General features: G+C 64.3%; 22 protein-coding genes and 1 pseudogene. 5 read left to right on the forward strand and 18 right to left on the reverse strand.

The annotated features are described in order from the left end of the window. Complete coding sequence (locus tag ACV229_RS38390) at positions 1–921, forward strand: OmpA family protein (protein WP_448088265.1); 921 nt, start codon at positions 1–3, stop codon at positions 919–921. A gap of 166 nt (positions 922–1,087) precedes the next feature. On the opposite strand, the gene ACV229_RS38395 is transcribed toward ACV229_RS38390, so the two are convergent. From ACV229_RS38395 to ACV229_RS38465, 15 genes are all read right to left on the reverse strand, one after another. Further along, positions 1,088–3,367 (reverse strand): hypothetical protein, encoded by a 2,280-nt coding sequence (locus tag ACV229_RS38395; RefSeq protein WP_448088266.1) that lies wholly within the window; start codon positions 3,365–3,367, stop codon positions 1,088–1,090. Beyond that, positions 3,360–4,211 (reverse strand): DUF3304 domain-containing protein, encoded by an 852-nt coding sequence (locus tag ACV229_RS38400; protein ID WP_448088285.1) that lies wholly within the window; start codon positions 4,209–4,211, stop codon positions 3,360–3,362. Before ACV229_RS38400 ends, ACV229_RS38395 begins: the two co-directional genes overlap by 8 nt. 236 nt (positions 4,212–4,447) lie before the next feature. Next, complete coding sequence (locus ACV229_RS38405) at positions 4,448–5,284, reverse strand: DUF3304 domain-containing protein (protein WP_448088267.1); 837 nt, start codon at positions 5,282–5,284, stop codon at positions 4,448–4,450. Beyond that, on the reverse strand, positions 5,277–6,128 hold the full coding sequence (locus tag ACV229_RS38410) for a DUF3304 domain-containing protein (RefSeq protein WP_448088268.1): 852 nt from the start codon (positions 6,126–6,128) through the stop codon (positions 5,277–5,279). The genes ACV229_RS38405 and ACV229_RS38410 overlap by 8 nt, the downstream gene beginning before the upstream one ends. Further along, positions 6,088–7,137 (reverse strand): DUF4123 domain-containing protein, encoded by a 1,050-nt coding sequence (locus ACV229_RS38415; protein ID WP_448088269.1) that lies wholly within the window; start codon positions 7,135–7,137, stop codon positions 6,088–6,090. The genes ACV229_RS38410 and ACV229_RS38415 overlap by 41 nt, the downstream gene beginning before the upstream one ends. Further along, positions 7,137–9,695 (reverse strand): type VI secretion system Vgr family protein, encoded by a 2,559-nt coding sequence (locus ACV229_RS38420; RefSeq protein ID WP_448088270.1) that lies wholly within the window; start codon positions 9,693–9,695, stop codon positions 7,137–7,139. Before ACV229_RS38420 ends, ACV229_RS38415 begins: the two co-directional genes overlap by 1 nt. 152 nt (positions 9,696–9,847) lie before the next feature. Beyond that, positions 9,848–10,963: a type VI secretion system protein TssA gene (tssA, locus tag ACV229_RS38425; RefSeq protein WP_448088271.1), complete on the reverse strand. Its 1,116-nt coding sequence runs from the start codon at positions 10,961–10,963 to the stop codon at positions 9,848–9,850. Positions 10,964–11,040: 77 nt separating this feature from the next. Beyond that, entirely contained in the window at positions 11,041–13,716 is a 2,676-nt protein-coding gene (gene tssH, locus ACV229_RS38430) for a type VI secretion system ATPase TssH (protein ID WP_448088272.1), read from the reverse strand. Positions 13,717–13,761: 45 nt separating this feature from the next. Continuing rightward, positions 13,762–14,862: a type VI secretion system baseplate subunit TssG gene (gene tssG, locus ACV229_RS38435; protein WP_448088273.1), complete on the reverse strand. Its 1,101-nt coding sequence runs from the start codon at positions 14,860–14,862 to the stop codon at positions 13,762–13,764. After that, a complete protein-coding gene (gene tssF / locus ACV229_RS38440; protein ID WP_448088274.1) occupies positions 14,826–16,661 on the reverse strand; it encodes a type VI secretion system baseplate subunit TssF in 1,836 nt (611 codons plus the stop codon). Before tssF ends, tssG begins: the two co-directional genes overlap by 37 nt. Positions 16,662–16,740: 79 nt before the next feature. After that, entirely contained in the window at positions 16,741–17,226 is a 486-nt protein-coding gene (tssE, locus tag ACV229_RS38445; protein ID WP_448088275.1) for a type VI secretion system baseplate subunit TssE, read from the reverse strand. Positions 17,227–17,290: 64 nt separating this feature from the next. Further along, complete coding sequence (locus tag ACV229_RS38450; protein ID WP_448088276.1) at positions 17,291–17,794, reverse strand: Hcp family type VI secretion system effector; 504 nt, start codon at positions 17,792–17,794, stop codon at positions 17,291–17,293. Positions 17,795–17,866: 72 nt separating this feature from the next. After that, positions 17,867–19,357: a type VI secretion system contractile sheath large subunit gene (gene tssC / locus ACV229_RS38455; RefSeq protein WP_448088277.1), complete on the reverse strand. Its 1,491-nt coding sequence runs from the start codon at positions 19,355–19,357 to the stop codon at positions 17,867–17,869. 15 nt (positions 19,358–19,372) lie between these two features. Further along, on the reverse strand, positions 19,373–19,900 hold the full coding sequence (gene tssB / locus ACV229_RS38460; RefSeq protein WP_448088278.1) for a type VI secretion system contractile sheath small subunit: 528 nt from the start codon (positions 19,898–19,900) through the stop codon (positions 19,373–19,375). Positions 19,901–19,936: 36 nt separating this feature from the next. Continuing rightward, positions 19,937–20,572: a tetratricopeptide repeat protein gene (locus ACV229_RS38465; RefSeq protein ID WP_448088279.1), complete on the reverse strand. Its 636-nt coding sequence runs from the start codon at positions 20,570–20,572 to the stop codon at positions 19,937–19,939. 398 nt (positions 20,573–20,970) lie between these two features. Between ACV229_RS38465 and tssJ the strand changes: the two genes are divergently transcribed. The 3 genes from tssJ (at position 20,971) to icmH (ending at position 23,798) form a co-directional block, all read left to right on the forward strand. Further along, positions 20,971–21,570 carry a type VI secretion system lipoprotein TssJ gene (gene tssJ, locus ACV229_RS38470; protein WP_448088286.1) on the forward strand — a complete coding sequence of 200 codons (600 nt, stop codon included), beginning with the start codon at positions 20,971–20,973 and terminating at the stop codon, positions 21,568–21,570. A 102-nt stretch (positions 21,571–21,672) separates the two neighbouring features. Next, positions 21,673–23,019, forward strand: coding sequence for a type VI secretion system baseplate subunit TssK (tssK, locus tag ACV229_RS38475; protein WP_448088280.1), 1,347 nt, complete (start codon positions 21,673–21,675; stop codon positions 23,017–23,019). Then, positions 23,016–23,798, forward strand: coding sequence for a type IVB secretion system protein IcmH/DotU (gene icmH, locus ACV229_RS38480; RefSeq protein WP_448088281.1), 783 nt, complete (start codon positions 23,016–23,018; stop codon positions 23,796–23,798). Before tssK ends, icmH begins: the two co-directional genes overlap by 4 nt. A gap of 93 nt (positions 23,799–23,891) precedes the next feature. Here icmH and ACV229_RS38485 read toward each other — a convergent pair whose 3' ends face one another. The 3 genes from ACV229_RS38485 to ACV229_RS38495 form a co-directional block, all read right to left on the reverse strand. After that, complete coding sequence (locus tag ACV229_RS38485) at positions 23,892–24,227, reverse strand: DUF7716 domain-containing protein (RefSeq protein WP_448088282.1); 336 nt, start codon at positions 24,225–24,227, stop codon at positions 23,892–23,894. Positions 24,228–24,488: 261 nt separating this feature from the next. Further along, on the reverse strand, positions 24,489–24,851 hold the full coding sequence (locus tag ACV229_RS38490) for a hypothetical protein (protein WP_448088283.1): 363 nt from the start codon (positions 24,849–24,851) through the stop codon (positions 24,489–24,491). Positions 24,852–24,899: 48 nt separating this feature from the next. Next, positions 24,900–25,028 (reverse strand): hypothetical protein, encoded by a 129-nt coding sequence (locus ACV229_RS38495; RefSeq protein ID WP_448088284.1) that lies wholly within the window; start codon positions 25,026–25,028, stop codon positions 24,900–24,902. A gap of 274 nt (positions 25,029–25,302) precedes the next feature. On the opposite strand from ACV229_RS38495, the pseudogene ACV229_RS38500 reads away from it, so the two are divergent. Then, a pseudogene (locus ACV229_RS38500) lies at positions 25,303–25,442 on the forward strand (transposase); the annotation flags it as partial. Between the last annotated feature and the right edge of the window lie 224 nt (positions 25,443–25,666).

The following is a 25,666-nucleotide window of genomic DNA, read 5'->3' on the forward strand; positions in this document are numbered from 1 at the left end:
ATGGGCAACACGATTCACGCGCGCCGCGCGCTCGCCGCCGCCCTCCTCGCCGCGGGCTTGCTCGCAAGCGGTGCAGGTTTCGCACAAAACAGCGGCGCGACCGTCACGCCGGTCGGCAACGGCAACGTGCAGACGACCGCGCTGCCGGCCACCGCCGCGCCGGCGACGCTGAGCTCCGGCACGGCTGCGCATGCGGGCACCGTCACGCCGCCGCCCGCGAACGCGACGCCCGGCCAGGTCGTCGTCGGCGGCAAGGTGCCCGACGAGGCGACCAAGGCCGCGGTGCTGCAGAAGCTGCGCGACACGTACGGCGCGACCAACGTCGTCGACCAGATCGAAGTCGGCGACGTCGCGACGCCGCCGAACTGGAGCGCGAACGTGCAGAAGCTGATCGGCCCGCAGCTGAAGCAGATCAGCAAGGGGCAGCTGAAGATCGACGGCACGCAGATCGAGATGAAGGGCGAGGTGCACAACGAGGCGCAGCGCCAGCAGCTCGCAAGCGACATGGCGAACACGCTGAACCCGACCTACACGATCCGCAACGGGCTGCGCGTGTCCGCGTCCGAGCAGGGGCTGCTCGATCAGACGCTCGCGAACCGCACGATCGAGTTCGAGACCGGCAGCGCGACGCTCACGCCGCAGGGCAAGCTGATTCTCGACCAGATGGGCGCGGTGCTGACGAAGATGCCGAACCGCACGGTCGACATCATCGGCCATACCGACAACTCGGGGAACCGCACGTCGAACGTCGCGCTGAGCCAGGCGCGCGCGGATGCGGTGAAGGGCTATCTGATCACGAAGGGGCTGCCGTCGCAGCAGATGACGACGACGGGCGTCGGGCCGGATCAGCCGATCGCGCCGAACGATACGGCGGATGGAAGGGCGCGGAATCGAAGGATCGAGTTCCGGGTGGGGCAGTAACGGACGGAACGGCCGCGCTCGTCGCGAGGGTGGCCGGCGGACAGCGGGCGGCGGCAGCGATGCGCCGCCCGTTTTCAGTTAACTTTCAGTTGACGTTCAGTTAGCGGCCGGGCGCACGGCCGTCGCCGCTGCGACGGGTGCGTGCGCGTTCAGGCAGGGAACGCCGTCAGTCCGTGGGCACCCCGCCACCCTTGTATTCTCGTGCCCACTCCTGACTCTGCTTGACCGCCTGGTCGACGCGCGCGGCGACGCGTTCGTCTTTCTTGCGCTGCTTGTCTTCCTTCGCGGAATTCGTCGAGCCGAACTCGTCCTTGTCGCGCGTTCGGAAGTACAACGAGGGCGCGAGCACGTGGTCTTGCCAGCTCGTCAGCAACGTATCGTGGACAAGCATGTCGAACAGCGCCATGACGTCCGGCGGCAGCGGATGTTTGCCTTCGATCCCTTCCTTCCAGGCCGTGATGAGCGCCATCTGGGCTTCGGGCAGCATGGCCGCCTCGACCGCGTCCGCGCTCGCCTTGTTGTTGGAATCCCCGATATCGGGCATGTTCCGGAGTCGCTCCGCGGATTGCCTCAAGCCGTCCTGGTAAGACGCGCGGCGCAGCATTTTCTCCGACTCCTTGTGAAGACGCTCCCACACGGTCGTATAGTCCTTCGGCGCTTCCGCGAGCACCTTTTCGTAGCGCTTCTGCGCCGCATCGCTGGCCGCCTTCATCCCCCGCAGCGTTGCCTGGTCGGCCTGGCTGCGGCTGGCCAGCATGCTCATGTTGATGCCCTGCCGCTGCAGTTCCCAGTCGAGCTGCGATTTCGTCGTCTTGCGCTGCAGGTCGGCGTCGGCCATGTTGCGCTTCCAGTCGGCGACCGGATCGGACATCGTGCGACGGAATTCGGGATCCTGGTAGCGGACTGCGATCCAGCGCATGAAGACTTTCGAATGCTCGACGAAATCGACGCCGGGTTTGCGGGGGACGAGGGCGTTGTATGCATCGACGAGCTTTCTGATGCGGTATTGCTTGCCATCGGAGGTGATGGGTTTGGCGATCGTGAATTTCCAGAAGGTGTCCGGTTTCTTGTCCCGCAGGTCTTCCATCGTGTCCATGACGGCACCTGCCTTCAAGGCTTCCAGCAGCATGTCTCGCAGCGGGATTCGCATCAATTCCGCATTGAAGCCAAGTGAACCGTTGGGTGCGCCGCCCACGACATCGCAACTGGTACCGGGATAAAGAAACTGCTCGCCACGGGTTTTCTCGAGACTATCGAGACGCTGATAGAAGCGCATCTCATGCGCCGCAGCGAAATGGACGCAGCGCTGCACGCTTGCCGGTATGGCGAGCGGGCGATCCTTGTAACTGGTTTTCAACATCCCCAGATAAGGCACCATTCCAATCAGCTCGCCCGCCTCTTCCGACATGATCGAGGAAACGGCATCGAGCAGGCCGACAAACTTGATCTGGATCGAAACGCCGTCAATAGCGAGATCCGTGTCGTCCCTGCGCTTGTATTTCTCCGCCAGATCGTTGATGAACGCACGTGCGAGCACGCAGCCCCGGTCCGCTCCAAACACCGATACTTCGATAAGGCGAACCTTCGGCATCTGCTTCTTGACGGCCTTGTACGCGGCTTCGAACTGATCCTTGGCTGCGATCAACCGGGTGTCGACGCCGGTTCCGAACGCTTCGGCCATGACGGAATTGTCGCGCACGATCGGCACGTTCTCCATCGCCAAGCCGACGAAAAGGCCGCGTGCAACCGCCCATGCCGCCTTTATCGGGGTTCCTTTGATGTTGGTCTTCGCGTCGTTCTTGGCGTTGCGCCACAGCAGCCTGCCGGTAGCCCTGGTCCGTTCCCAGATTCGTTCCGACGATGCGTTCAGCACGTTCGTGATGCGCCGCGCCTGAGCGGGAATGTGTTCAATGTCCTTCCGGAAATCCTCGAACGCCTTCTCGATCGGCCGGAGCGAAAAATCCCCCTCCATGAACTGCTTCCCCACCTCCTTGGCACGCTTGCCAAGGTCGGCCTGTTTGATCGGCGTATTGACACGCACGAATGACTCGCCAACTGCCTTTGCCCCACTTGCGGCCTTCTTGCCTGCCAACTTGAGCGCGGCTACGCCTGCATTGATCCAGGCGTTGGACTTGGCCGACTCGTTGAGAGGCGTGCCCAACCCCGAATAATAGAAGCGGTACCAGAACTGATTGACTGGCCGATGCCTGTCGTCGTTGTCTCGGTGGGCCTCCCACAAACGGCAGATATTCGAGTATTGAGAACTCGACTTGTCGTCGATATCACGATTTCTGCCGAACGCATCGAAGAAGAAGCCCATGCGGATTGTCGCACCGCACGGCAAGCAATCGCCCTTCGGATACATGCTCGCATCCTGGCAAACAAGCTGCATGTACACGGACATCGGTGTTGCGTCATCCGGATCGAGCTTGATTCTCTCACCCATGTTGCTTCTCCTCTACGCGCGGCGGCGGCAATAAGCCTTCCGGAACCGCCGGCACGGTTACCGGCTTGAACTTGCCGCTCGCCAATTCGGACAGTACGTTCTTCGGCAACGATTGCATCGACTTCGCAAACGCGCCGGGCTTTCCGGCCGCTGCACGCAAGATGCGCTGCACCTCTGGATGAGCATCGAATCGACTGTTAACGAGCAGGCTGAAGTACGCGTACTGCTCCAGATCATTCCGGTCGGTCAGGTGGTATTTCAGCCAGGCGGTCGCGACAGCACGCGCGATGCGCCGATGCGACTGCCCATCCGTCTCATCGAATTTCTTGTCCAGTTGTTCCTGATAATGAGTCGCCATCCATCGAGAAACGTCGACGATTGGAATGCGTGAATCGTCCAGAAGCTCGCCGGGAAACTGAAACTCGACATGACGATCCGGATAAAAATGAACTTCGAGAATACGGCTGCCGACCTTCTCGGGGATGGTCGATGGCGGCATCACGACCTTTGTCTCGACCTGCTGCGTATGCGAGTCGTCCATCGTCCACTGATCTGCGTCGTAGTACTTCCATTTGACCGTGAATTCGGAGCCCTTGAGCTTGTAGCAGCACGTAACGCTTCCACCACCCGCGCCGGGCGGATCGTCACCACCACCGCTCGCCTTGTTGCCGTACGCATCGATGATCGTGAAACCGTTCATGTTGTACGGCAGATAATTCCGGCCCATGACCGAAATTCCGCTGTACGTCGGTTCCGACTTGCCACACGCCGTCACTGCCGCGAGCAATAGGCAGGTCGCAAGAACACGACCTGTCAGACGCGAAAATTCCGTTCCTCTATGCATCGATGTTTCCCATCTGAGTGACGTCTCGCACGCCATACCTTGGCGAACAGGCGTCTGTTTCCAGTGCATGCACAGCGACCGAAACTGGGTTTCGGACATCCGGCATCTCCATCATCGCGCGCGTTTGCCGCGCCATCGCACACGTTGCGTTGACCGCCTACGCACGCGTTTCGAATTCCGTCTGTCGCGCAATGCCGATTGCCACCTCCCCTTCATCCGGATCGAACCTGCGCGGCTCAGCCATGTCGCGCCTCCTCCAAGCGTGGTGGCGGCAACAAGCCATCCGGAATCACCGGGACGGCCACTGGCTCGAAGCGATCGTTCGTCAACGCGGACAGTACGCTCTTCGGCAGCGATTGCATCGACTTCGCAAACGCCCCCGGCTTGTTGGCATCCGCCTGCAAGATGCGCTGAATCTCCGGATGCGCATCGAACCGGTTGTTGACGAGCAGGTTGTAGTACGCGTACTGCTTCAGGTCGTCGAGATCGGTGAGGCGGTATTTCAGCCAAGCTGCAGCGACAACGCGAGCGATGCGGCGAAACTGCTGGTCGTCTCGCTCGTCGTATCGCTTATCCATCTGCGCCTGAAACTGATCCATCCATTTCGCAACGTCGACAATCTGCAAGCGTGCATCGTCAAGCAGTCCACCAGGGAACTGGAAATCGACGTGTCGGTCCGGGTAGAAGTGCACCTCCAGAATCCGGGTACCCACATCCTCGGGAATCTGCGATGGCGGCATTGACACCTTCGTCTCGGCGCTGAACATCTGTTCGTCGCCCTTGTGCCACTGGTCGGCGTCGTAGTACTTCCACCTGACCGTGAAATCGGTGCCCTTGAGCTTGTAGCAACATGTCACACTGCCGCCCCCGGCTCCCGGGGGATCATCGCCGCCGCCACTTGCCTTGTTACCGTATGCATCGGTGATGGTGAAACCGTCCATGTTATACGGCAGATAATTCCGACCTATGATCGAAATTCCACTGTATGTCGGTTCTGATTTACCACACGCCGTCACTGCCGCGAGCAATAGGCAGGTCGCAAGAACACGCCCTGTCAGACGCAACTCAGCCATGTCTCGCCTCCTCCACGCGCGGTGGCGGCAACAAGCCATCCGAAATCACCGGGACGGCCACTGACTCGAAGCTATCGTTCGTCAACGCGGACAGTACGCTCTTCGGCAGAGACTGCATCGACTTTGCGAACACACCTGGCTTTCCAGCAGCCGCCTGCAAGATGCGCTGAATCTCGGGATGTGCATCGAACCGGTTGTTGACGAGCAGGTTGTAGTAGGCGTACTGCTTCAGATCGTTGAGATCGGTGAGGCGGTATTTCAACCATGCTGCGGCAACGACACGCGCGACTCGACGAAACTGCTGGTCCTCGCGCTCGTCGTACCGCTTGTTCAGTTGCTCCTGATAGTGGCTCGACATCCAACGCGATACATCGATCATCGGAATGCGCGACTCATCCATCAGCGTGCCGGGAAACTGGAACTCGACGTGACGGTCGGGATAAAAGTGAATCTCAAGAATTCGATCGCCTATCTTCTCCGGCACCTGCGATGGCGGCATCGCAACCTTTGCCTCGGCGTGAAGCGTCACCTCGTTGCCTTTGTGCCACTGGTCGACGTCGACGTAGTTCCATTTGACCGTAAATTCGGTGCCTTTGAGCTTGTAGCAGCAGGTCACCCCACCTCCGCCACCCGGCAAGCTATTCCCGCCGCCCGCCTTGTTTCCGTAAGCGTCGGTGATCGTAAATCCGTCCAGGTTATATGGCAGATAGTTGTGAGTGTTTACTGAAATCCCGCTATACACCGGCTCCGATTTGCCGCACGCGCTCAAGGTCACCACGAGCAGGCATACCGCCAACGCGGACCTATGCCACGCCACGGCGCGTCTCCAGCAATTCGCGCTCATGCGCATCGCGAATCGCATCCCACGTCGCGTCGTCGATCGTCAGCAGCGCGTCGTCAAGGCTCGTCTCCCCGCGCGCCACCGCCGCGAGACATGCCTGCACCGCCGGATGCTCGTCGAACCGCGGTGCAACCTGAACCCCCATCAAGACATAGCACGTCAGCCCCGCTTCGTCGGCGATCCCGTGTCCCGCCGCGCGATCGAGTTGCTCGACGACCCGCTCATGGAGCTCCGCATCGGACAGGTGATCGACCGACGCCGCCATCGTCTCCCGGAACTTCAGTACGAGCTTGTCCGGATACCCGAGCTCGATCAACTGCGCATGCTGCTGCTCGCTCAGGCCCGGCGCATCGTTCGCCGGCACGGCGCCCTCGATCGCCGGCGTGTCGTTGCGCCACACATCCTCTTCAAGCCGCCGATTGCGATATCGGATCTCGCCGAATGGCGCAACGAACTGCTGCGCCTGCGCCTCGCTCCACACCTGCCGAAGCCGCCCGAATACGTGATTGTCGAAAAAGAACAGGTAATACGCGCGACCGTTCGGCAGCGCGTACTTCACATGCCGGCGCAGATGCGCATCGAGCGCATCGAACGACCACGCCGACCACAGCCACGTCACCGCGTGCAGATCGACCGCGTCCAGCCACAACTGGCGCAGCAGCCGATGCTGGTCGGCGCCCTCGTCGTCGAGCGCCTGGCGGTCGAACGCGATCAGGTACGGCGCAATATCCGTGAAGGCATCGAGACCGGTATCCGTCCAGAGCGACGCGTAGCGCAGGCCGCGCACCGTCGCAAGCTGCGTATCCAGCTCCTGATAGCCGCGCGTATCGACGAGCACATGGAGCCGCGTCGGCCGCCCCTCATCGGTCCCGCGCGCCTGCGACGCCTTCAGTGTCTCCAGGAATGCCGGCCATTCCGGCTCGCGAGGATTCGGCGCGTCGTCGACGACCTCGTTCACGTTATCTGCGTCGCTCACGTCGTCCCTGTTGCCGATGCCGTTCATGTCGCTCATCAATCCGCCTCGACCATCGACTCACGCCCGCTATGCGCATTCAGCACGCATTGCTTGCACGTGCCGCCCGGCATCGCGGGCAGCGGATACGGCATGCTCGTCGGACCGCTGAACTGGTGCTGGGCACCCTTGATATCGATCTTCCCCGGCGCGTGAATCTCGATATTGCCGCCCTTGATCCGGATATACGCGCCGCCCGACGTCAGCAGGATTTCCTGTTTCGCCGCGACCTCGACGTTCTCCGTCGCCGACAACACCTTCACAGTCTTCTGTGCGGTGAGCTCGATATTGTCCGAATGTGCCTGTACCTCCACCTTGCCCTTCGCAGCAAAGAGCTTCATCCCCGCGTTCTGCACGAACAGGCTGAGCTTGTCCTTCACGCTCGCGACCAGCGACTTGCCGCTGGCGATATGCGTGCTCTGGCCGCTGACGAGATTGACGTGCCGGTCCGCCGCCACATGCATGCTCTGCTGCGTCGACAGCGCCACCCCCGCCGGGCTGCCGAACAGCATCACCGGCTCCTTGAACGCATTCGCGCTGCCGCTGCCGCCGCCCGCAGTCCTGCCCCCCGACGACGCCCCCTGCACGCTGTTCTGCGTCGCATCGGTGAACGTCTTCAGCGCGTCGTGACCGTCGCCGAGGCTTTCCGCCTGATGCATCTGGCTCGCCTGCGACATCGCATCGATCAGGCTCTCCGCATTGACGAGCTGCTGCTGCGTGTCGCGGACGTCGAGCGGCTGACTGTTCGGCTGCTTCGGATGCGTCGTGACATAAATCCCCTGCCCGGCCCGCACCGCGCCGTATGCATCCGTGCGCAGGTCGAAGCCCGAGCCGAGATACGCGCCACGCGTATTGCCGTTCTGCTCGATCAGATAGCCGAGATGGAGCAGCGAATTCGCGCTGCTGCTGAACAGTCGCGCGCGATTCTGGCCCGTCGCGTCGTCGAGCACCATTTCGTTGTAGCCGGCGCCTGCATACTCCTTCGACCGGTAGCCCGACAGGATCCCGTCGCTATGCCATTGCGGCTTGACCGCGCCGTTGTACACGCGATGCAACGCGATCGGCCTGTCGCAGTCCCCGCCGATGTAGCCGACGAGCACTTCCTCGCCGACTCTCGGCACGTGCACGCTCCCGTAGCCGCCGCCGGTATCCGACTGCGCGACGCGCACCCAGCACGACGCGCGTTCGTCGCCCTGGTTCTGCCGGTCCCAGACGAACATGACCTTGATCCGGTTCAGTTCGTCCGTATAGACCTCTTCGCCGCCCGGACCGACAACGACGGCCGTCTCGAGCTGCATCACCGGCTTCTCGTGTTCGAACGGACTCCGATACGGCACGGTCACGCGCTGCGCTTCGACTTCGACGAGATAGAAGCCCGCCGAACCGTCGTCATGCGCAACGTTGAACGCGGCCTCGCCCGAGCGGCCCGCCTTGGCCTGCGCCAGCCGGTCCTGCAGACTGTGCGGGAAATTCGCTTCCTGAGCCCCGAGCGGCAGGTTGTTCTCGATATACCGCGAGACCTTGATGGCCGCAAATTCCCGATCGTGGTCCGGGTCGCGGTCGTGCTGCGGATGGTCGGCCAGCACGAAGCGCCGTCCGGCATCGATACCCCGAACACCGCCCACGCCGAAGAATCGCTTCGCGCGCGACTCCCATTCTTCGAGGCGAATCTGCGACAGGTGCTCGCCGCGATCCTGATTCAGATACGTGTACGCACCGGTGTATTCGTAAACTTCGGCCTGCTCCGGCAAATTCCCTTGATCGGACTTCGTCGGCAACGTCGTGCCTTTCGGATTCAGCGGTGCGGATGGCGCCTTGTAGTCGAACGTGCGCGTCGTGTGCAGCGTGCTCTGCAACGTCCGCGAACCGGCCCACTGCGTGAAGGCGTCGGGTTCGCTACCCGTTCCCGCCCGGTAGAACCCGACGGCGTTCGGCGACATTTGATCGACCGTGTAGATGTCGTCGGTGATGACGAGCGTATGCGCGCTGCCGTCGTCGCTGTATCGCCAGAAGCCGAACAGCCCTTCATCCTCCATCAGGCGATGCACGAAATTCCAGTCGGTTTCGCTCTGGCGGCAGTACGAGCGCGACGGCAGCGATTTCGACAACGCGAACTGGTAGCGCCCTTGTGCCTGCGGATGCGCATCGAACACGTCGGCGAGGATGGCGTCGACGCTCTTGTCCTGCCAGTACCGCATGTCGCTGCGGAACTTGAGGAAGTGCATCCACGACGCGAAGCTCAGCTGATAGCTCGACAGACTGCCGTCCGCGCCCAGCCTGCGAGCCATATGGATGTAGCCGTTGATCGGCAGATACGACTTGTTCGCCTGCTGAATCCACAGCGTGATCGACTGCGCGATCAGCGTCTTCAGTTCGATGTCGCCCGCGGTGGAGACCATGTCGAGCGTGACGCTGAAGTCTCGCCCCAGTTCGGAGCAGGTCACGGCGCGGCGCGGCACGAGCGCATTGCCCGGCAACGACGGAATGTCCGTCTTCAGCAAGCGGTCCTGCTGGATCAGACCGCCACGAATTGCCTGAACCAAATCGGTCATGTTCATACGTCACCTACCTGCTTGTTCATCGCGTGTCCATTGCGGCTCGTGCGCACACGGAAACAGTTCAACACGCACAACGCCACGCCGCGCCACACCACGGTGCAGCAACCAGCCCTGCTACGTGACTTTCAAAAACCTCGGAGCGACATCTGCGCTCACTCCGGCTTCACGCCGAGCAATTCCCGCAGATGCGACAGCGACCCGTCGTCCTTCACGACGCTCTCGAGCCACTTGTGCAGCGGCATGTCGGCCCACTCGGCCGCCTTGTCCGCGAGATACGCGACCGGGCTGTGCGGCTCGGTCTGCCGGAAATAGCGCGCGACCGAGCGAAGCTGATCGACCGCCTGCGCGCGGTTCTGGATGCCGCCGATGATCGGCGTCACCGGACGAATGGGCTGCGGCTGCACGTGGGTCTCCTCCGTCGGAAGCGGGGTACTGAAGCTCGGCTCGATGCGATCCGGCTGCGCGGGCGGCGTCGCTTGCGACTGTTCCTGTTGCACCGGCGTACCCGTATAGCCCTGCTCGCGCGCGAAACGCTCGGCGAGCCGGTACACGGTCTCGAACGCGTCGCGCGCCTGGCGGAAGCTCGGCGCCGCGTCGCCCGCGCGCGCGTCGAGCGCCTCCTCGAATGCGTCGAGCGCGAACTCGAACGCCTTCAGGTTCGCGAGCAGCGTCGTGTAGAACGCGAGCGGCGTCACGCGCCGCGACGCGTCGATCTGCTCGACCGACGTCTTGCCGCGCGCGATGTCGTCCGCATGCTCCGGATCGCGCTTCACCGCCTGCGCGACGTGCTGCGCGACCTCCCAGTCGAGCGTGGTGAACGCGCTCGACGCGCCGTCCGTCATCGGCACCGCGCGCAGCAGCTCGGCGGTGCGGCCGGCGAGCCACGCGACGTTGCCGAGCCGGTATTCGGCATCGTCGCCTTCCGGCAGCGGATGCACGGTGTCCCAGTACTCGCGGCACAGCCCCTCGAGCAGCGCATAGCCGTCGGTGAGGCCGGTGATGCCGTCCTCGAGCGCGAGCGCCTCGGTCAGCCACACGGCGAGCCGCAGGTCCTTCGTCTGCGTGCGCAGCAAGCTGGTCGAGCGTTCGGCGACGAAGCTCCAGTCGGCTTCCTTGATCTCGGTCACCCATTCGCCCTGGTCGAGCGACGGATCGTCGTAGCGCCGTGCCTCCTGGATCGCATCGAAATCGTGCGAGAACAGCAGGTCGTCGCCGCACGGCGACGCGTCGCTGATCGGCGTCAGCAACTCGGGGAGATTGATCGGCATGGTTCAGTGAATCCGTTGATGCATGGGGTTGCGCGCAGTGCTCGTTCGGCCGCTCGTTCGGAAGCTCATTCGACCGCTCATTCGACCGTATAGACGAACTCGCCCGCGTCGTCCGCGCGCACCGCGATGCGCGTGATCGCGGCGCCGTCGGCGATCCGGCCGAGCACGTGGCCCGCGATCTCCGGCAGCAGCGTGCCGTTCAGGATGTGGTCGACATTGCGGGCGCCCGAATCGACCTCGGTGCAGCGCGCGAGCACCGCATCGACGAGCGACTCGTCCCATTCGAACACCGCCTTGTGGTTCGCGTCGATCCGGCGGCGGATGCGGTCGAGCTTCAGCTCGATGATCTCGGCGAGCACGTCGTCGGAGATCGGGTAGTACGGGACGACCTTCATCCGGCCGAGGAACGCGGGCTTGAACGCCTTGTACAACTGCGGACGCAGCGCGTCGGCGAGCGCGTCCGGATCGGGCAGCGCTTCGGCCGGCTTGTTCAGGCACGCCTGCATCACCGCCGGCGAGCCGACGTTCGACGTCAGGATGATCAGCGTGTTGCGGAAGTCGATCTCGCGCCCTTCGGCGTCGTCCATCATCCCCTTGTCGAACACCTGGAAGAACATCTCGAGCACGTCCGGGTGCGCCTTCTCGACCTCGTCCAGCAGCACGACCGAATACGGATTGCGGCGCACGGCCTCGGTCAGCACGCCGCCCTCGCCGTAGCCGACGTAGCCCGGCGGCGAGCCCTTCAGGCCCGACACGCTGTGCGCCTCCTGGTACTCGCTCATGTTGATCGTGATCATCTTGCGTTCGCCGCCGTACAGGATGTCCGCGAGCGCCAGCGCGGTCTCGGTCTTGCCGACGCCCGACGGCCCGACGAACATGAACACGCCGCGCGGCTTGTTCGGATCCTCGAGGCTCGCCGACGCGGTGCGCACGCGCTGCGCGATCGCGTCCAGCGCGTGGTCCTGGCCGATCACGCGCGCCGCGAGCAGCGGCTGCAGGTTCAGCACCGTGCCGATCTCGTCCTTCACCATCCGGCCGAGCGGAATGCCCGTCCACGCGGCGACGATCTCGGCGACCACGTGGCCGTCGACCTGCAGCGGCACCATCGGCTCGCCGCCCTGCAGCGCGTGCAGCGCCGCGACGCGTTCGGCGAGCCTGTCGCGGGTTGCCTGCACGTCGACCGGCTCGCCGCCGTCGGACGGGCCGCGCGCACGGTCGAGCGCCGCGCGCAGTTCGGTGATCTCCGCGACGATCGCACGCTCCGCGTCGTAGCGGCCTTCGTCCGTCGTGAGCTGCGCGAGCGCCGCCTCGCGCCCGCCGCGCAGCTCGCCGAGCCGCTCGTCGTGCGCGGCGCCGCTCGCCGCCTCGCGCTCGAGCGACGCGATTTCCGCATCGATCCGCTCGATGCGCTTCTTCGTGTCGTCGATCGCGGCGGGCGTCGCGCTCTGCGCAAGCGCGACCTTCGCGCACGCGGTGTCGAGCACGCTGATCGCCTTGTCCGGCAGCTGGCGGCCGCTGATGTAACGGTGCGACAGGCGCACGGCCTCGGTGATCGCGCCGTCGAGGATCCGCACGTTGAAGTGCTTCTCCATCAGCCCCGCCATCCCGCGCAGCATCGCGGCCGCGAGCGGTTCGCTCGGCTCCTCGACCTTCACGACCTGGAAGCGCCGCGCGAGCGCCGCGTCCTTCTCGAAATACTTCTTGTACTCGCTCCACGTCGTCGCGGCGATCGTGCGCAGCTCGCCGCGCGCGAGCGCCGGCTTCAGCAGGTTCGCCGCGTCGTTCTGGCCGGCCTGGCCGCCCGCGCCGATGATCGTGTGCGCCTCGTCGATGAACAGGATGATCGGGTGCGCGCTCTTCTTCACCTCGTCGATCACGCTCTTCAGCCGGTTCTCGAACTCGCCCTTCACGCTCGCGCCGGCCTGCAGCAGCCCCATGTCGAGCACGTGCAGCGCGACGCCGCGCAACGGCGGCGGCACGTCGTCGGCCGCGATGCGCAGCGCGAGCCCCTCGACGACGGCGGTTTTGCCGACGCCGGCCTCGCCCGTCATGATCGGGTTGTTCTGGCGGCGGCGCATCAGGATGTCGATCGCCTGGCGGATCTCCGCCTCGCGGCCGATCACCGGATCGATCTTGCCGTCGCGCGCACGCTGCGTGAGGTTCGTCGTGTACGTGTCGAGCGCGGGCGTCTTCGACGGCCCGGCCGCGGGCGCGCCGTCTGCTGCCCCGGCCGCCGGCGTGTCGCCGCCGTCTTCCGCATCGGCCTGGCGCGGCTCCGCTTCGCTCGATCCGGCGGTGATCTCGTCGAACTTGTGCTTCAGGTCCGTCACGCGCACGTCGGTGAACTGCGCGGACATCCGCTGCGCGAATTGCGCGAGATCCGGCGCGGTCAGCAGCGCGAGCAGCAGATGCCCCGAGCGAATCCGGCCGAGCTGCGAATCGAGCGACGCGATCAGCCACGCCTGCTCGAACAGCGCGATCAGGTGCACGGAGAACACCGGCGTGCGCGTGTTGCCCGTCTTGAGCCGCGTCAGCTCGTGCTCGAGGTCCGCGCGCAGCGCGTGCGGATCGATGCGGCTCGCGCGCAGCGCAAGCGGCAGGTCCCCGGCCGGTTCGTCGAGCAGCGCGAGGAACAGGTGCTCCAGATCGACCTCGTAGTGGCCGCGGGCGAGGCACGCGCTCGCCGCGCGTTCGGTCGCCTGCCGGCACAGCGGGTTCAGTTTCAGGATCAGGGTCTTGAGGGGCGTGCTCATGGAGTCGGTCTCAGGTTCGATTGCGTCGCGTGTTGTTGTTCGGAATCAGTGAATCACGTGCAGTTCGTAGCGCGCGTCCGCGCGGTCGTGCGGCGCGTCGCGGGTGCAGAGGAACGCGTCCCAGCCGAGCCGCGCGCCGGCGCCGAGCACACTCGCGCCGACTTCGTTGCGCTTCAGCACGAGCGACACCTCGTACTCGAGCGTGACGCCGGCAAGCAGCGTCAGCATCCGCTCGAGCGCGACCGCCTGCGCGCCGCCGGGCAGGAACGCCTCGTAGTCGCGCTTCGACAGCGGGCCGACCACGATCCGCGCGCGCATGTCGCGCTGCCACACGCGCTCGCCGACGAGCGCGGTCGCGCCGAGCACCGCGTTGACTTCGCCGAGCACGCTCACCTGGTCGGCCGGCACGTCGTACCACTTGCCGACGAACTGGTCGATCTTCACCGGCACGCGGAAATAGTCGGACAGCGTGCGCTGCAGGTAGGCAGCCGACATCGGCCGGTGGCGCGCGGCCAGCGCGTAGCCGGCCACCGCCTCGTCGACCACACCGCCCGCGCCCGCCTGCAGGCTGTCGCGCACCTCGTCGCTCGTCACGCCCGCAATCGACAGCAACAGCGGCAGGTAGCGCTCGTCGCGGTCGAGCTCGTAATGGAACGGCAGCCGGTATTTCTTCCATGCCGCGTAGAACAGCGCGGTCGCGCGGTTCGAGAACACGTCGAAGAACGCGCGCGCCGCGTGGTCGCGCTTCAGGTGCTCGCGCGCGACGATCTGCTCGGTGTAGTGCAGCGGCAGCGCGCCCTGTCCGCCGAGCAGCCCGAAGAACGCGGGCGTCAGCTCGACGCGGCCGAGTTCGCCGGCCGCGAGCGCGTCGTTGCGCGCACCGTCCGTGTCGAGCGGCGCGCCGTTCTCGCCGAACGGCCGCAGGCGCTCGATCTCGCTCGCCGGAAAGCTGAGCGACAGCGTGTTGCGAAACGCGATGCGCTGCGCGACGATGTCGCCCTGCCGCCATGCGCCGGGCGCGTCGGTCGCCTGCCGCGCGAACAGCCCTTCGAGCACGCGCACCGCCTGGAAGAACTCGAAGCGGTGCGGCTCGTCGAGCAGCGCGTCGACTACGCCAGGATCGATTCGCCGGTCCGGGGCTTGCATCGGATGATCTCCTCGCCGGTGCGCTTCGACACGACGACCAGTTGAACAAAGCTGTTGAGGTGGACGTAGAGCCCGAAGAAGCTGTCGAGCACGCGCACGAACGACGCGAGGCTCGAGCCGACGAAATGCTCCTCGTCGATCGTCAGGCGGATCTCGATGCCGCGCACGAAGGTCGCGAACGGCTTGCCGGGCAGCCACTGCACGGCGCCGCGCTGCTCGATGCCCGCGAGCCCGTCGATCTGCCGCGTCGATACCGCGGTGCGCCGCAGGTCGTACAGCGTCAGCATTTCCTTCAGCGGCGCGAGCCCGTGGTCGACGAGCGACACGTGGTTGAGCGCCAGATGCGACACGAGCCGCCAGTGCGCGGCGCGGCCGCGCTCGAAGCGCACGCTCGGCGTCGGCCGGCGCAGCATCCCGATGCCGCTCGTCTGCGCGCCGCCTTCCTGGAACAGGTCGCCGCCTTCGAGCCCGAATGCGAGCATCGCCGGCAGGTCGCGGTTCGTGCAGGTCAGGTCGAGGCTCAGCGTGTCGGTCTGCGGCGACGTCGGCTCGAAGTCGATGTCGACGATCGAGATCTCGGTCTCGTAGCCGGGGCTCTTCTGCGCGACCCAGTCGTTGCGGCGCGCGAACCAGTAGTGGCCGATCCGCGCGGATTCGCCGTGGTGCAGCGAATAGAACGGCCGGAACTCGATCACCGATTCCTCGTGCGCCTGCTGCCTGACGAGCTTCACCGAATCGATCGAGTACACCTCGTACGCGAACGCGCGCCGCGCCTCGGCGATCACCGGGTACGACACCGCGCGGTGCGTGATGCGGATCGGCTCGCCGTGCTGGCGGAACAGGTTCACGATCGGCGTGCAGAACAGGCGAAAGTGGTTCGCGGTCAGCAGCTCGAGCAGCCGCGCGACGTGCGAATCGCCACGCACGTCCTGCAGCACGAGGTGCAGCGTCGCGCGCTGGCAGCGGCCCGACGCGCGCGCGATCGTGGCGAGGTCGAAATCGACGAAATCGAACTTGTCGGGAAACGCGAAATATTCGGTGAGCAGCCGGTACGCGGGATGCGATTTCGCCGGGTAGTCGATCAGCGCGTCGGCCTCGTCGAAGCCGGCCTGCGCGATCGGCAGCTTGCGCAGCGGCGTCCAGCGGCCGTTGCGCTCGGGCTCGACATACGCGCCGAGCACGTTGACGAACAGGCAATCGGTCAGCGCGGCGACGAACGACTGCTCGCCGTGCAGGTGCGCGCGCAGCGCCGGCAGCTTCAGCGCGCCGAGATCGAGCTGCGCGGCAAGCGATTCGAACGTGATCGAGATCACGCCCGTCGCGTTCGGCGGCAGCACCGTCGCGCTCGGCGCGAGCGCGACCGGCATGTAGCGCGCCTCCGAGATGCGGATCGGCGCGAGCGTCACGTCATACGCGGTGCGGAACCGGCACTGCACGCCGCGGATCGGGCGGCTCTTCAGCTCCGTGCCGCGCGCGACGACGACGGGCTCGGTCTGCTGGCCCGGCGCGCCGGGCGAGAACTGCGCGATCGAGCACGACGGGAACGGCCGCAGGTAGTGCGGATACAGCACTTCCAGCAGCGCTTCGGTGAATTCGGGGTAGTCGTCGTCGAGCTTCTTGTTGATGCGCGCGCCGAGCAGCGCGAACGACTCGATCATGCGCTCGACGTGCGGATCCTCGCAGTGCTCGCCGGACAGCGCGAGCCGCGCCGCGATCTTCGGATAACGTTCGGCGAAATCCCGCGAATAGCGCCGCAAAAACGATAATTCGCGCTCGTAATACGGCAGCAATTCTTCCATCGATGACCCCGAACCTCTTCCTTCCGTTGCCGGATGACGTCCCGCCGGGCGGCCCGGCCCGCGAGACGGCGTGACTGACTTACTGCGGTTTCGCGCCGCGCGCGCGCGTGACCGAATACTGCAGCGTCGACGGCTGCAGCATCGCGTCGAAATTGACCGGCTCCTCGGCCGGATGCACGACGAGCAGCGCCTGGATCGCGAAATAGAGCGCGTTGGTCGACTGCTCGTTGAGCTCGAACGTCACCTGCACCTGCTGCAGCCGCGGCTCATGGCGCGCGATCGCCTGCTGGATCGACTTGCAGATGAAGGTGCGATCGTAATGGCTCGCGAGGCTCAGGCCCGCGAAATCGTTCAGCCCGTAGGTGAGCACCGACTTCTGGCATTCCGGCAGCGCCGCCAGCTCGTGATCGGTGTGTGCGATACGGGTGTTGAGGATCGCCTCGACGTCGCGGGCGACCGTGTTCTTCAGCTCGTCCAGCGACAATTGCCGCATCGCCGCGGAAGCCGGCAAGTGCGGTTCTTCGTCGAACAGCTTGTCGAGAAAGCTCGGTTCGAATCGTTTCATCAGGCGGCAAACTTGAAGCGAAAACGGCAACGGGACGACACGCACCCCGTTGCCGCAGCCGACCTTAGACCGCGTAGGTCTTGTCGTTCTTCGTCAGGCTCCAGGCGCCTTGCGTGTTGCCGCCCTGGTTGCCGCCGATCTTCTGCTGGGTCTGCTTCCACTGCACGGCAGCGTACTTCAGCGAGAAGGTCTCGACCGGCAGGCCTTCCTTCTGCACGCTCGGCGTCACGCTCGAGATGATCACGTACTTGAGCTTGACTTCGAGGTACTTGACGCGCTGGCCTTCGCCGTCCGAACGCATGAAGTCGATCGTGACTTCATCGAACGTCGTGCCGCCCGACGCGTGCTGGTACAGCAGCGGGCTGGACGAATCGATTTCCTTCGTGAACACCATGTCGCCGTGCTCGCAACGCTCGGCGGTCAGGCCGCCCGACGTCGATGCCGTCGCCGAACGCGGCTGAATGATGGAGTGATCCCAGGATTTCACTTCGATCCAGCTCGAGTGGTCCTTGTCCGCGGATTCGCCCTTGATGGCGGGATTACCGAACTTCAGATAAAGGTCTAGCATGGCCCTTCGACTCCCCAAAGAGGTGGTTTTAACGTCCTACCCAGGCGGCCCGCCCGGGCGAGATTTGCTCGCTTATGAATTTGCCGGTTTGGGCAGATCAGCGACAAGTCGCAGAGAAATCGAGAGTTCGTCGAGCTGGAAGTGCGGACGCAGGAACGCGACCGAACGATACGAGCCCGGCTTCCCCGGAATCTCTGACACTTGTACGGAGGCCTCGCGCAGCGGGAATTGCGCCTTCTGTTCCTGCGTCGCGTTGTCGTCGAGCAGAACATATTGCGAAATCCACCGGTTGAGGAACGTCTCGACGTTCTGGGCCGATGCGAAGCTGCCGATCTTGTCCCGCATCATCGCCTTCAGGTAGTGCGCGACGCGCGACACCGAGAAGATGTACTGCAGCTGGGCGGACAGGACGGCGTTCGCATTCGCGCTGTCGGTGCTGTATTTCTTGGGTTTCTGCACCGATTGCGCGGCAAAGAACGCGGCGTAGTCGGAATTCTTGCAATGCACGAGCGGGATGAAGCCGAGATCGCTCAGCTCCTTCTCGCGGCGGTCGGTAATCGCGATTTCGGTCGGGCACTTCAGCGCGATCTCGCCGTCGTCGGTCTTGAACGTGTGGGTCGGCAAGTCCTCGACGAGGCCGCCGCCTTCGACGCCGCGGATCGCCGCGCACCAGCCGAAGTCGTCGAACGCGGCCGTCAGGCGCGCAGCGAACGCCCACGACGCGTTGCACCACAGGTACTTGTCGTGGTCGGTGCCGTCGACGTCCTCGACGAAGTTGAAGGTCTCCGCGATCTGGCCGTCCTTCGGATTGAACGGCAGGCGGCCGAGGAAGCGCGGCAGCGTGAGGCCGACGTAGCGCGAATCCTCGGAATCGCGGAACGACTTCCACTTCGTGTATTCGACCGTGTCGAACACCTTGCCGAGGTCGCGCGGCTTGCCGAGGTCGGCGAACGACTCGAGGCCGAGCAGCTCCGGCGAGCCCGACGCGATGAACGGCGCGTGCGCGGCCGCCGCGACGTGCGACATCTGCTCGATGAAGTACATGTCTTCCGGCTGGCGGGAGATCTCGTAATCGCCGATCAGCGTGCCGAACGGCGCACCGCCGAACGTGCCGAACTCTTCTTCGTAGACCTTCTTGAACAGCGCGCTCTGGTCGAACTCGGTCGCGCTCTTGAAGTCGCGCACGAGGTCGCGCTTCGGCGCATGCAGCGCCTTGATCTTGATCGTCTGACCCGTATTGCTTTCCTTGACCAAGTAGTCGAGGCCGCGCCACGTGCTTTCGAGGCGCTGGAACTCCGGCGCGTGCATCACGGCGGAGAGCTGCGTGGAGATCAGGCGGTCGAGCTCCGCGACGCGCGCGTCGATCGTCGCCGACAGGTTGTCGGACACGATCACCGTGCCGTCGAGCACCTGGTGCACGAGTTCGCCGATCAGGTCCTTCGCGCGCGCATGCTCGGAATCGGATTTCGCGACCTTGCTCTTCTCGACGATCTCGTCGAGCAGCGATGTCCCGGCGGCGTATTCCGCGCCGTTTGTTTCGGCCGCAGCCGTTTGCTGGTTCATCTCAACACCCCGTCGTCATTCGCCGTCTTTGCCGCCGTCATTGCCACCTTCGGTGCCCTTCGCGAGCGCCTGCAGCTGCTGCGTGTTCTTCAGCACTTCGGACAGCAGATCCTCGAGCTTGTCGTTGCCGGCAAGCTTGTTGCGCAGGTCGGCGAGCTTCGAGCGCGCCTCGAGCAGGCGGCGCAGCGGCTCGACCTGCTGGACCACGTCGTCCGGACTGAAATCCGACAGCGAGCGGAACTTCAGGTCGACCGCGAACTTGCCGCCGCCCTCGCTCAGGCGGTTTTCCACCTGGAACGCGGCGCGCGGCTCGATCGCCTTCATCACGTCGTCGAAGTTGTCGCGGTCGATATTGACGAACTTGCGGTCGCGCAGCTTCGGCTGCTCGACTTCCGACTGGCCCGCCAGATCGCCGACGACCCCGACGACGAACGGCAGTTCCTTCACCTCGATTGCGTCGCCTTTCTCGACCTCGTAGGTCAGCTGGACGCGCGGCGGCCGTATTTTCTGCAAGCGCTTCTGGATGCTTTCGTTCTTGGCCATCGACGGCTCCCGGTTAGATGTGGTTACCCGGTCCGGTCAGCGCAGCGCGCTGAACGGATCGGCCCCGCCCTTCTGCGCCGCGCCGGTCGACGCGTTCGCGGGCGGCGCGACATTGGCGCTTTCCGCGGCCGGCGTCGCGACGCTCTTCTTCGCGTGCACGGGGGTGCGGTACTTCTTCTTCGGCGGCGCCTTCACGGTCTGATCCGGCGGGAACAGCGCGTTTTCGCCGAGCGTGTCGCGCAGCTGCTTCGCGAGCGCCTGCGCGTCCGACTTCGCGTCGCCCGCGAGCGACGCATCCTGGCGCAGCTCGCCGAGCGACTGCGTCGCGATCCGCAGGCCGGCGACAGCCAGCACGCTCTTCGCCTGGCGGTCGGTCTGATCGCGCTGCAGCGCTTCCTGCGCGGCGACGATCGCCTGGCCGTAGTGGTTCTGCTGGAACTGGATCTGTGCGATGCGAGACCACGGCTCTTCACGCGTCGGGTCCGACTTCGCGAGTTGCTGGTACAGGCCGAGTGCGCGGTCCTGGTCGCCTGCCTTCGCAACTGCGTCGGCGTCGGCGAGCGACTTGTTGAACACATCCGCCGTCGGCGGCGTGGGCTGGCTCGCGCAACCGGCGATCACGCCGCAGGCCACTACTACCCCGGAAAGTCTTGCGAAGAGACGGTCTTTCATCGTTATATCACCAGCGCGTGAGATTTAAATCGTTGAGAATCTGGTTCTTTTGCTTTGCGAGATGCGCGCGGGTATAGTACCGATCAATTTTTCATAATTCAATCGTCGCGTGCAGACTAATTCCTTTTAAATCCGCACGCTACCCCCTCGAATGACCTCTCGGCGAGGTTTCGCGGCGGGTCGGATATCGGCCGGAATGTGCAAGTTTTACTCATGGCGCAACGCTTCGCGCGAGCAGCGGAAAAATTTGCCGAGATGCAGCAGCGACGCATGTTTGCTTAATAGTTGAACAGCGAGCTGAACGGCGGAAAGCCCGCCATTGCCGCCGGACGCGGAAATAGCTGGTAGTTTTGACAGGGAATAAAAGGCGGCAAGCCGGAAACACGATGAAATTCTCAATGATTCGCTATGCGCTGCCGCTCGTCGCTTGCGCGCTCCTGGCCGGCTGTGCGGCCGCCCCGCTGATCGGCTCGGCCGCCAGCGCCGTGATGCAGGCCGCCGGGGTCGGCAAGCCCGAGGTGCCCGACGCGCAGAAGCCGCCGCGCAACATCGGCATCACGCTCGCCGCCGCGCCGAACCTGAACGCCGCGAACGACAACAAGCCGCTCGCGCTCGTCGTGCGGCTCTACGCGCTGAAGGACCCGACGTCGTTCCAGCAGGCGCCATTCGACAGCTTCACCGACCCGAACAAGGAAAAGGCCGCACTGGGCGCCGATCTGCTGAACGTGCGTGAAATCACGCTGATTCCGGGCCAGCGCTATACCGCGACTGAAAAGGTGTCGCGCGAAGCGCAGGCATTCGGCATCGTCGCGCTGTTCCGCGATCCGGCGCTGCAACGCTGGAAACTGACATTCGATCCGGCGAAGTCGGAGAAATCCGGCATAATCATCGGCCTGCATAATTGCGCGATGACGGTCACCGACGGCACCGTCATCGCGCCGCAACAAGGTGCGCCCTCACAACCGCTCAATTTGCTTTCGTCTGTCAGCTGCGGTTAAACATGACGCATGAATGTCAATTAACAAGAGTTAACAATTGGCGATTTAATTCGGGCGCGACCAGATCGATTATTTCGCATCACGACATTAACCGGGTTTGACATGAGTTATTCGGCCAAGGTGCTATGGGGTGAAGGGCTGTTCCTCCGGCCTCAACACTTCCAGCGACAGGATGCGTACCATGAGGCGCGCCTGTTCGAGTCCATCCAGGCGATCCAGCCGTACAACTGGGGCGTGCGCTCGGCGCGCTTCGACCGCGACGCGCTCGGCAGCAACGTGCTGCGCCTCTCCGAGCTGTCGCTCGTGTTCCCGGACGGCGCGCTGTATGCGGCGCCGCAGGCGGACGACCTGCCGCCGCCCGTCGCGCTCGACACGCTGCCCGAGGGCATCAACGAGTTCGTGTTCTACCTCGCGCTGCACCCGCTGCGCGAGAACGGCACGAACTACAGCGACGATCCGGCCGCCGGCTTCATGACGCGCTTCGTCAGCGAACAGTCGAGCGTCTCCGACAACTTCACCGACGCGGCCGAAGCCGACGTCACGTTCCTGAAGACACAGGTGAAGCTGATCGCGCACAGCGAGCCGCGCGACCAGTTGCTGTCGGTGCCGCTCGTGCGCGTGCGCCGCACCGCGACATCGGGTTTCGAGATCGACGACAGCTTCGTGCCGCCGTGCCTCGCGATCGACGCGTCGCCGATCCTGCACCAGCGGCTGCGCCAGCTGATCGACGCGCTGCAGGCGAAGGTCAACGCGCTGTACGGCTTTCACCGCGAGCCGTCGAAGAACATCATCGAGTTCCGCTCGGGCGACATCGCGTCGTTCTGGCTGCTGCACACCGCGAACGCCGCGTTCGCGACGCTCGCGCACCTGCACCAGCACGCGGCGCTGCATCCGGAGCGGCTGTTCCAGGAACTGCTGCGCCTCGCCGGCCAGCTGATGACGTTCTCGAAGGGCTACACGCTCGCCGACCTGCCCGTGTACCGCCACGACGACCCGGGCCCCGGCTTCGCGCGCCTCGACCTGATCCTGCGCGAACTGCTCGACACCGTGATCTCGACGCGCTACTTCGCGATCACGCTCGACGAGGTGCGTCCGTCGTTCCACCTCGGCCGGCTCGATTCCGGCAAGATCGACGAGAAGACGGCGTTCTACCTCGCGGTGTCCGCGGACATGCCGAGCGTCGAGCTCGTCGACGCCGTGCCCGCGCGCTTCAAGGTCGGCGCGCCCGACGACGTCGACAAGCTCGTGCTGTCGGCGATGCCGGGCGTGCGGCTCACGTACACGCCGCAGGTGCCGCCCGCGATTCCGGTGCGCCCGGGCGCGTGCTACTTCGCGCTCGATTCGCGCGGCGCGCTGTACGAACGCATGCTGCAGGCCCAGTCCGCGATGATCTACGCGCCGACTGGCATCAATGACCTGAAATTCGAACTGATCGCGGTGACGTCATGAGCTACGCGCCTTCCCTGTTCGGCGACAATGCGCCGCCTCCCGTGCATTCCCCAGCGTCGACGGATGCCGCGTTCCAGGCGCGCTCGCTGCTCGACCTGCTGTACGACGGCTTCTTCATGCTGTTCCTGCTGAAGAACGGCCGCGAGCCGGAGGGCGCGAACGAATTCGGCACGCGCATCCAGGAATTCCTCACCGATTTCGAGCGCGGCGCGAAGAAGCTGAACATCGCCGCCGAGGACGTGTACGGCGCGAAGTTCGCGTTCTGCGCGGCCGTCGACGAGATGGTGCTGTCGTCGCAGTACAAGATCCGCCCGGACTGGGAGCGCCGGCCGCTGCAGCTCGTGCTGTTCGGCGAGCAGCTCGCGGGCGAGAAGTTCTTCCAGTATCTCGAGGAATGCCGTGCGCAGGGCGCGGCGCGGCTGCAGTCGCTCGAGGTGTTCCACATGTGCCTGCTGCTCGGGTTCCAGGGCAAGTATCTGCTCGAAGGGCCGGAGAAGCTTGCTTACCTGACCGCGCGGCTCGGGGACGAGATCGCGCACATGAAGGGCAAGCGCGCGCCGTTCGCGCCGAACTGGCCGCTGCCGGACCAGATCGCGCACCGGTTGAAGCGCGAAGTGCCGGTGTGGGCGATCGGCGCGGTGTTCGGGCTCGTCGCGCTGCTCGCGTACCTCGGGCTCAATACGTACCTGAAGGACAAGACGCTGCAGACGCTCGCGCCGTATTCGCAGATCATCAAGGTCGGGCCGGAGTCGGCGAATTTGACGATTTCGTTGCCGTGAGGGGCTGATGTTGTGCGTTCGTGGCTTTGCGCTGGAAAGGACCGCTTGGCGGTCCTTTCTTGTCTTTGGCGACAGAACGTTCTGCGGTTGGAGTCAGAGCAGGATGAAAGCGTCGTTCTCGACATAGAAAACGAATGCGTCGAGCAACTGCGCAAGACTCGGATCGTCGACCTGGTCGTGCGCGTTGATCACGATGTCCTCGATCGTGGCGCTGTCGAGCGTGATGCGCCAGCCGGGCTGTTGGGCGATGTCGGGGACGATGTGCTCGTCCGGGTCTTTCGTGTCGGGCGCGAATGCGCCTTCGGTTTCCAGCGTCCACGGCATCGGTGGCAGGTAGAGCCACCCGGAATAGTCGCCGGGGGTTTCGAGGAGGTGTTTCAGGCTGACGATGGGGCTGGCTCCGGTCGCCGAATCAGTCGAGGTAGACATCTTTTGCATATTCATGAGTAAAGGTGTCCGCCGAGGCGGATCGCGCCGAGCCAGGACGTTTTGTCCAGCGGGCGACGACGGATGCTTGCGCGTTCTCCGCAAGGCGGCCCGCAGGTCGGCAGACGGGACGCAGAACCGTCGCGCTTGGCACGGCACCGGATCGTCAAAGGCCGTGATTATGCCAATGAACGGCGGAGTCCGACATACGACGGCCAAGCACAATCGTGCACTTCGCAGTTTCGTTGCATTCGCCCGGCAGAGTCACGGTATCAGGATGTCGTACAGATACAGCCTCGGTCCGGCACTTCCATCCGGCCGAGCACGCATGATTGCGTATGCGTCGGAACGCGAGCCAGATGCGTAAAGCGGGATTTCGATCCGCAAAGTGCCCAGCTCCCGATCGCCGAATACGAACACGTCGCCGCCAAGCAATGCGCGTTCCGGAATCGCACTCATTGGCTCGCGTCCGAGACAAGCATGCAACGCGGTTTCGAATTCCGCGGCAGAACCCGGTGATGCGAAACCGCTCGTCACCAGTCCGTCGAAGCAGCCTTGTATCATTTCGTCGTAGATGTGCTTCACCAACGGCAGATACGCCGGATAGTCCGCGAGCGTTCGTTCCATTCCGGCTCCTGCATTCGAAATCCGTTGCGGCCGTCGGCCATTGCCCGGTCACCGGGTGAGGTGAATGCCCAGGATCTCCCCGCTTTCCGGCGAGATCACGTAGTTGATCGATTTTCCCAGCTTGCTGACGTTGCCGAGCCCGCGCTGGCCGGGCAGAACCCTCGCCGCAAACATCACGCCGATGACGTCCTTGCCGTCTGCGCTCTCGTCGTTCGACGCCTTTGTCGTATAGATGCAGAACTCGAAATTCCTCAGGTCCTGCCCGTCTCGTTCGAAATCCGCGAAAGCGGCTTTCAGCCCGAGTGTCGTCGCGGTATTGAGTGTGATCTGGTCGGGTTCGATTTGTCCACAAACACTGTTTCGGTCACGTTACGCATGGTGAATGTTGACCTTTCCCCTCTGAAGTATCCCACTGTAAAGTTAGTGGCAAAGCCGCAGAAGAAACCTTGTCATGAAAAAGTCGCTGTTCACCGAGGAACAGATCAACGGGTGTTGAAGGAAGCCGAAGCGGGCATGAAGGTCGCGGACGTATGCCGGAAGCACGGCATATCGGATGGGACGTTCTATAACTGGCGAAGCCGCCCCAACGGATCGACCCGTGACCAAGGCAGCGCCCGCAGAGCAGCACCCAGTCGCATAGAAACCATCATCCAGGATGCAGCCAGCCTCGCTAACAACAAGGGCCACTCACTGAACTGCACCCCAAAGGTTGGATACCAATCCAACCTTTGGGGTGTTTCACCCGCGCCGGAATACTCTCGGGCTATCATTTTGTCGCCAACGTAGATGCCCTACGAGCCGATGTACTTGTACTT

It is taken from the genome of Burkholderia sp. MR1-5-21 (assembly GCF_053427715.1).

Coding starts and splice junctions, on each gene's coding strand:
- tssH (WP_448088272.1), bottom strand. CDS start 13,716: ATGAGCACGCCCCTCAAGACCCTGATCCTGAAACTGAACCCGCTGTGC.
- ACV229_RS38405 (WP_448088267.1), bottom strand. CDS start 5,284: ATGGCTGAGTTGCGTCTGACAGGGCGTGTTCTTGCGACCTGCCTATTG.
- ACV229_RS38400 (WP_448088285.1), bottom strand. CDS start 4,211: ATGCATAGAGGAACGGAATTTTCGCGTCTGACAGGTCGTGTTCTTGCG.
- tssA (WP_448088271.1), bottom strand. CDS start 10,963: ATGCCGATCAATCTCCCCGAGTTGCTGACGCCGATCAGCGACGCGTCG.
- ACV229_RS38450 (WP_448088276.1), bottom strand. CDS start 17,794: ATGCTAGACCTTTATCTGAAGTTCGGTAATCCCGCCATCAAGGGCGAA.
- ACV229_RS38465 (WP_448088279.1), bottom strand. CDS start 20,572: ATGAAAGACCGTCTCTTCGCAAGACTTTCCGGGGTAGTAGTGGCCTGC.
- tssK (WP_448088280.1), top strand. CDS start 21,673: ATGAGTTATTCGGCCAAGGTGCTATGGGGTGAAGGGCTGTTCCTCCGG.
- ACV229_RS38415 (WP_448088269.1), bottom strand. CDS start 7,137: ATGAGCGACATGAACGGCATCGGCAACAGGGACGACGTGAGCGACGCA.
- ACV229_RS38390 (WP_448088265.1), top strand. CDS start 1: ATGGGCAACACGATTCACGCGCGCCGCGCGCTCGCCGCCGCCCTCCTC.
- tssC (WP_448088277.1), bottom strand. CDS start 19,357: ATGAACCAGCAAACGGCTGCGGCCGAAACAAACGGCGCGGAATACGCC.
- ACV229_RS38420 (WP_448088270.1), bottom strand. CDS start 9,695: ATGAACATGACCGATTTGGTTCAGGCAATTCGTGGCGGTCTGATCCAG.
- icmH (WP_448088281.1), top strand. CDS start 23,016: ATGAGCTACGCGCCTTCCCTGTTCGGCGACAATGCGCCGCCTCCCGTG.
- ACV229_RS38395 (WP_448088266.1), bottom strand. CDS start 3,367: ATGGGTGAGAGAATCAAGCTCGATCCGGATGACGCAACACCGATGTCC.
- tssF (WP_448088274.1), bottom strand. CDS start 16,661: ATGGAAGAATTGCTGCCGTATTACGAGCGCGAATTATCGTTTTTGCGG.
- tssE (WP_448088275.1), bottom strand. CDS start 17,226: ATGAAACGATTCGAACCGAGCTTTCTCGACAAGCTGTTCGACGAAGAA.
- ACV229_RS38410 (WP_448088268.1), bottom strand. CDS start 6,128: ATGAGCGCGAATTGCTGGAGACGCGCCGTGGCGTGGCATAGGTCCGCG.
- ACV229_RS38485 (WP_448088282.1), bottom strand. CDS start 24,227: ATGTCTACCTCGACTGATTCGGCGACCGGAGCCAGCCCCATCGTCAGC.
- tssJ (WP_448088286.1), top strand. CDS start 20,971: ATGATTCGCTATGCGCTGCCGCTCGTCGCTTGCGCGCTCCTGGCCGGC.
- ACV229_RS38490 (WP_448088283.1), bottom strand. CDS start 24,851: ATGGAACGAACGCTCGCGGACTATCCGGCGTATCTGCCGTTGGTGAAG.
- tssB (WP_448088278.1), bottom strand. CDS start 19,900: ATGGCCAAGAACGAAAGCATCCAGAAGCGCTTGCAGAAAATACGGCCG.
- tssG (WP_448088273.1), bottom strand. CDS start 14,862: ATGCAAGCCCCGGACCGGCGAATCGATCCTGGCGTAGTCGACGCGCTG.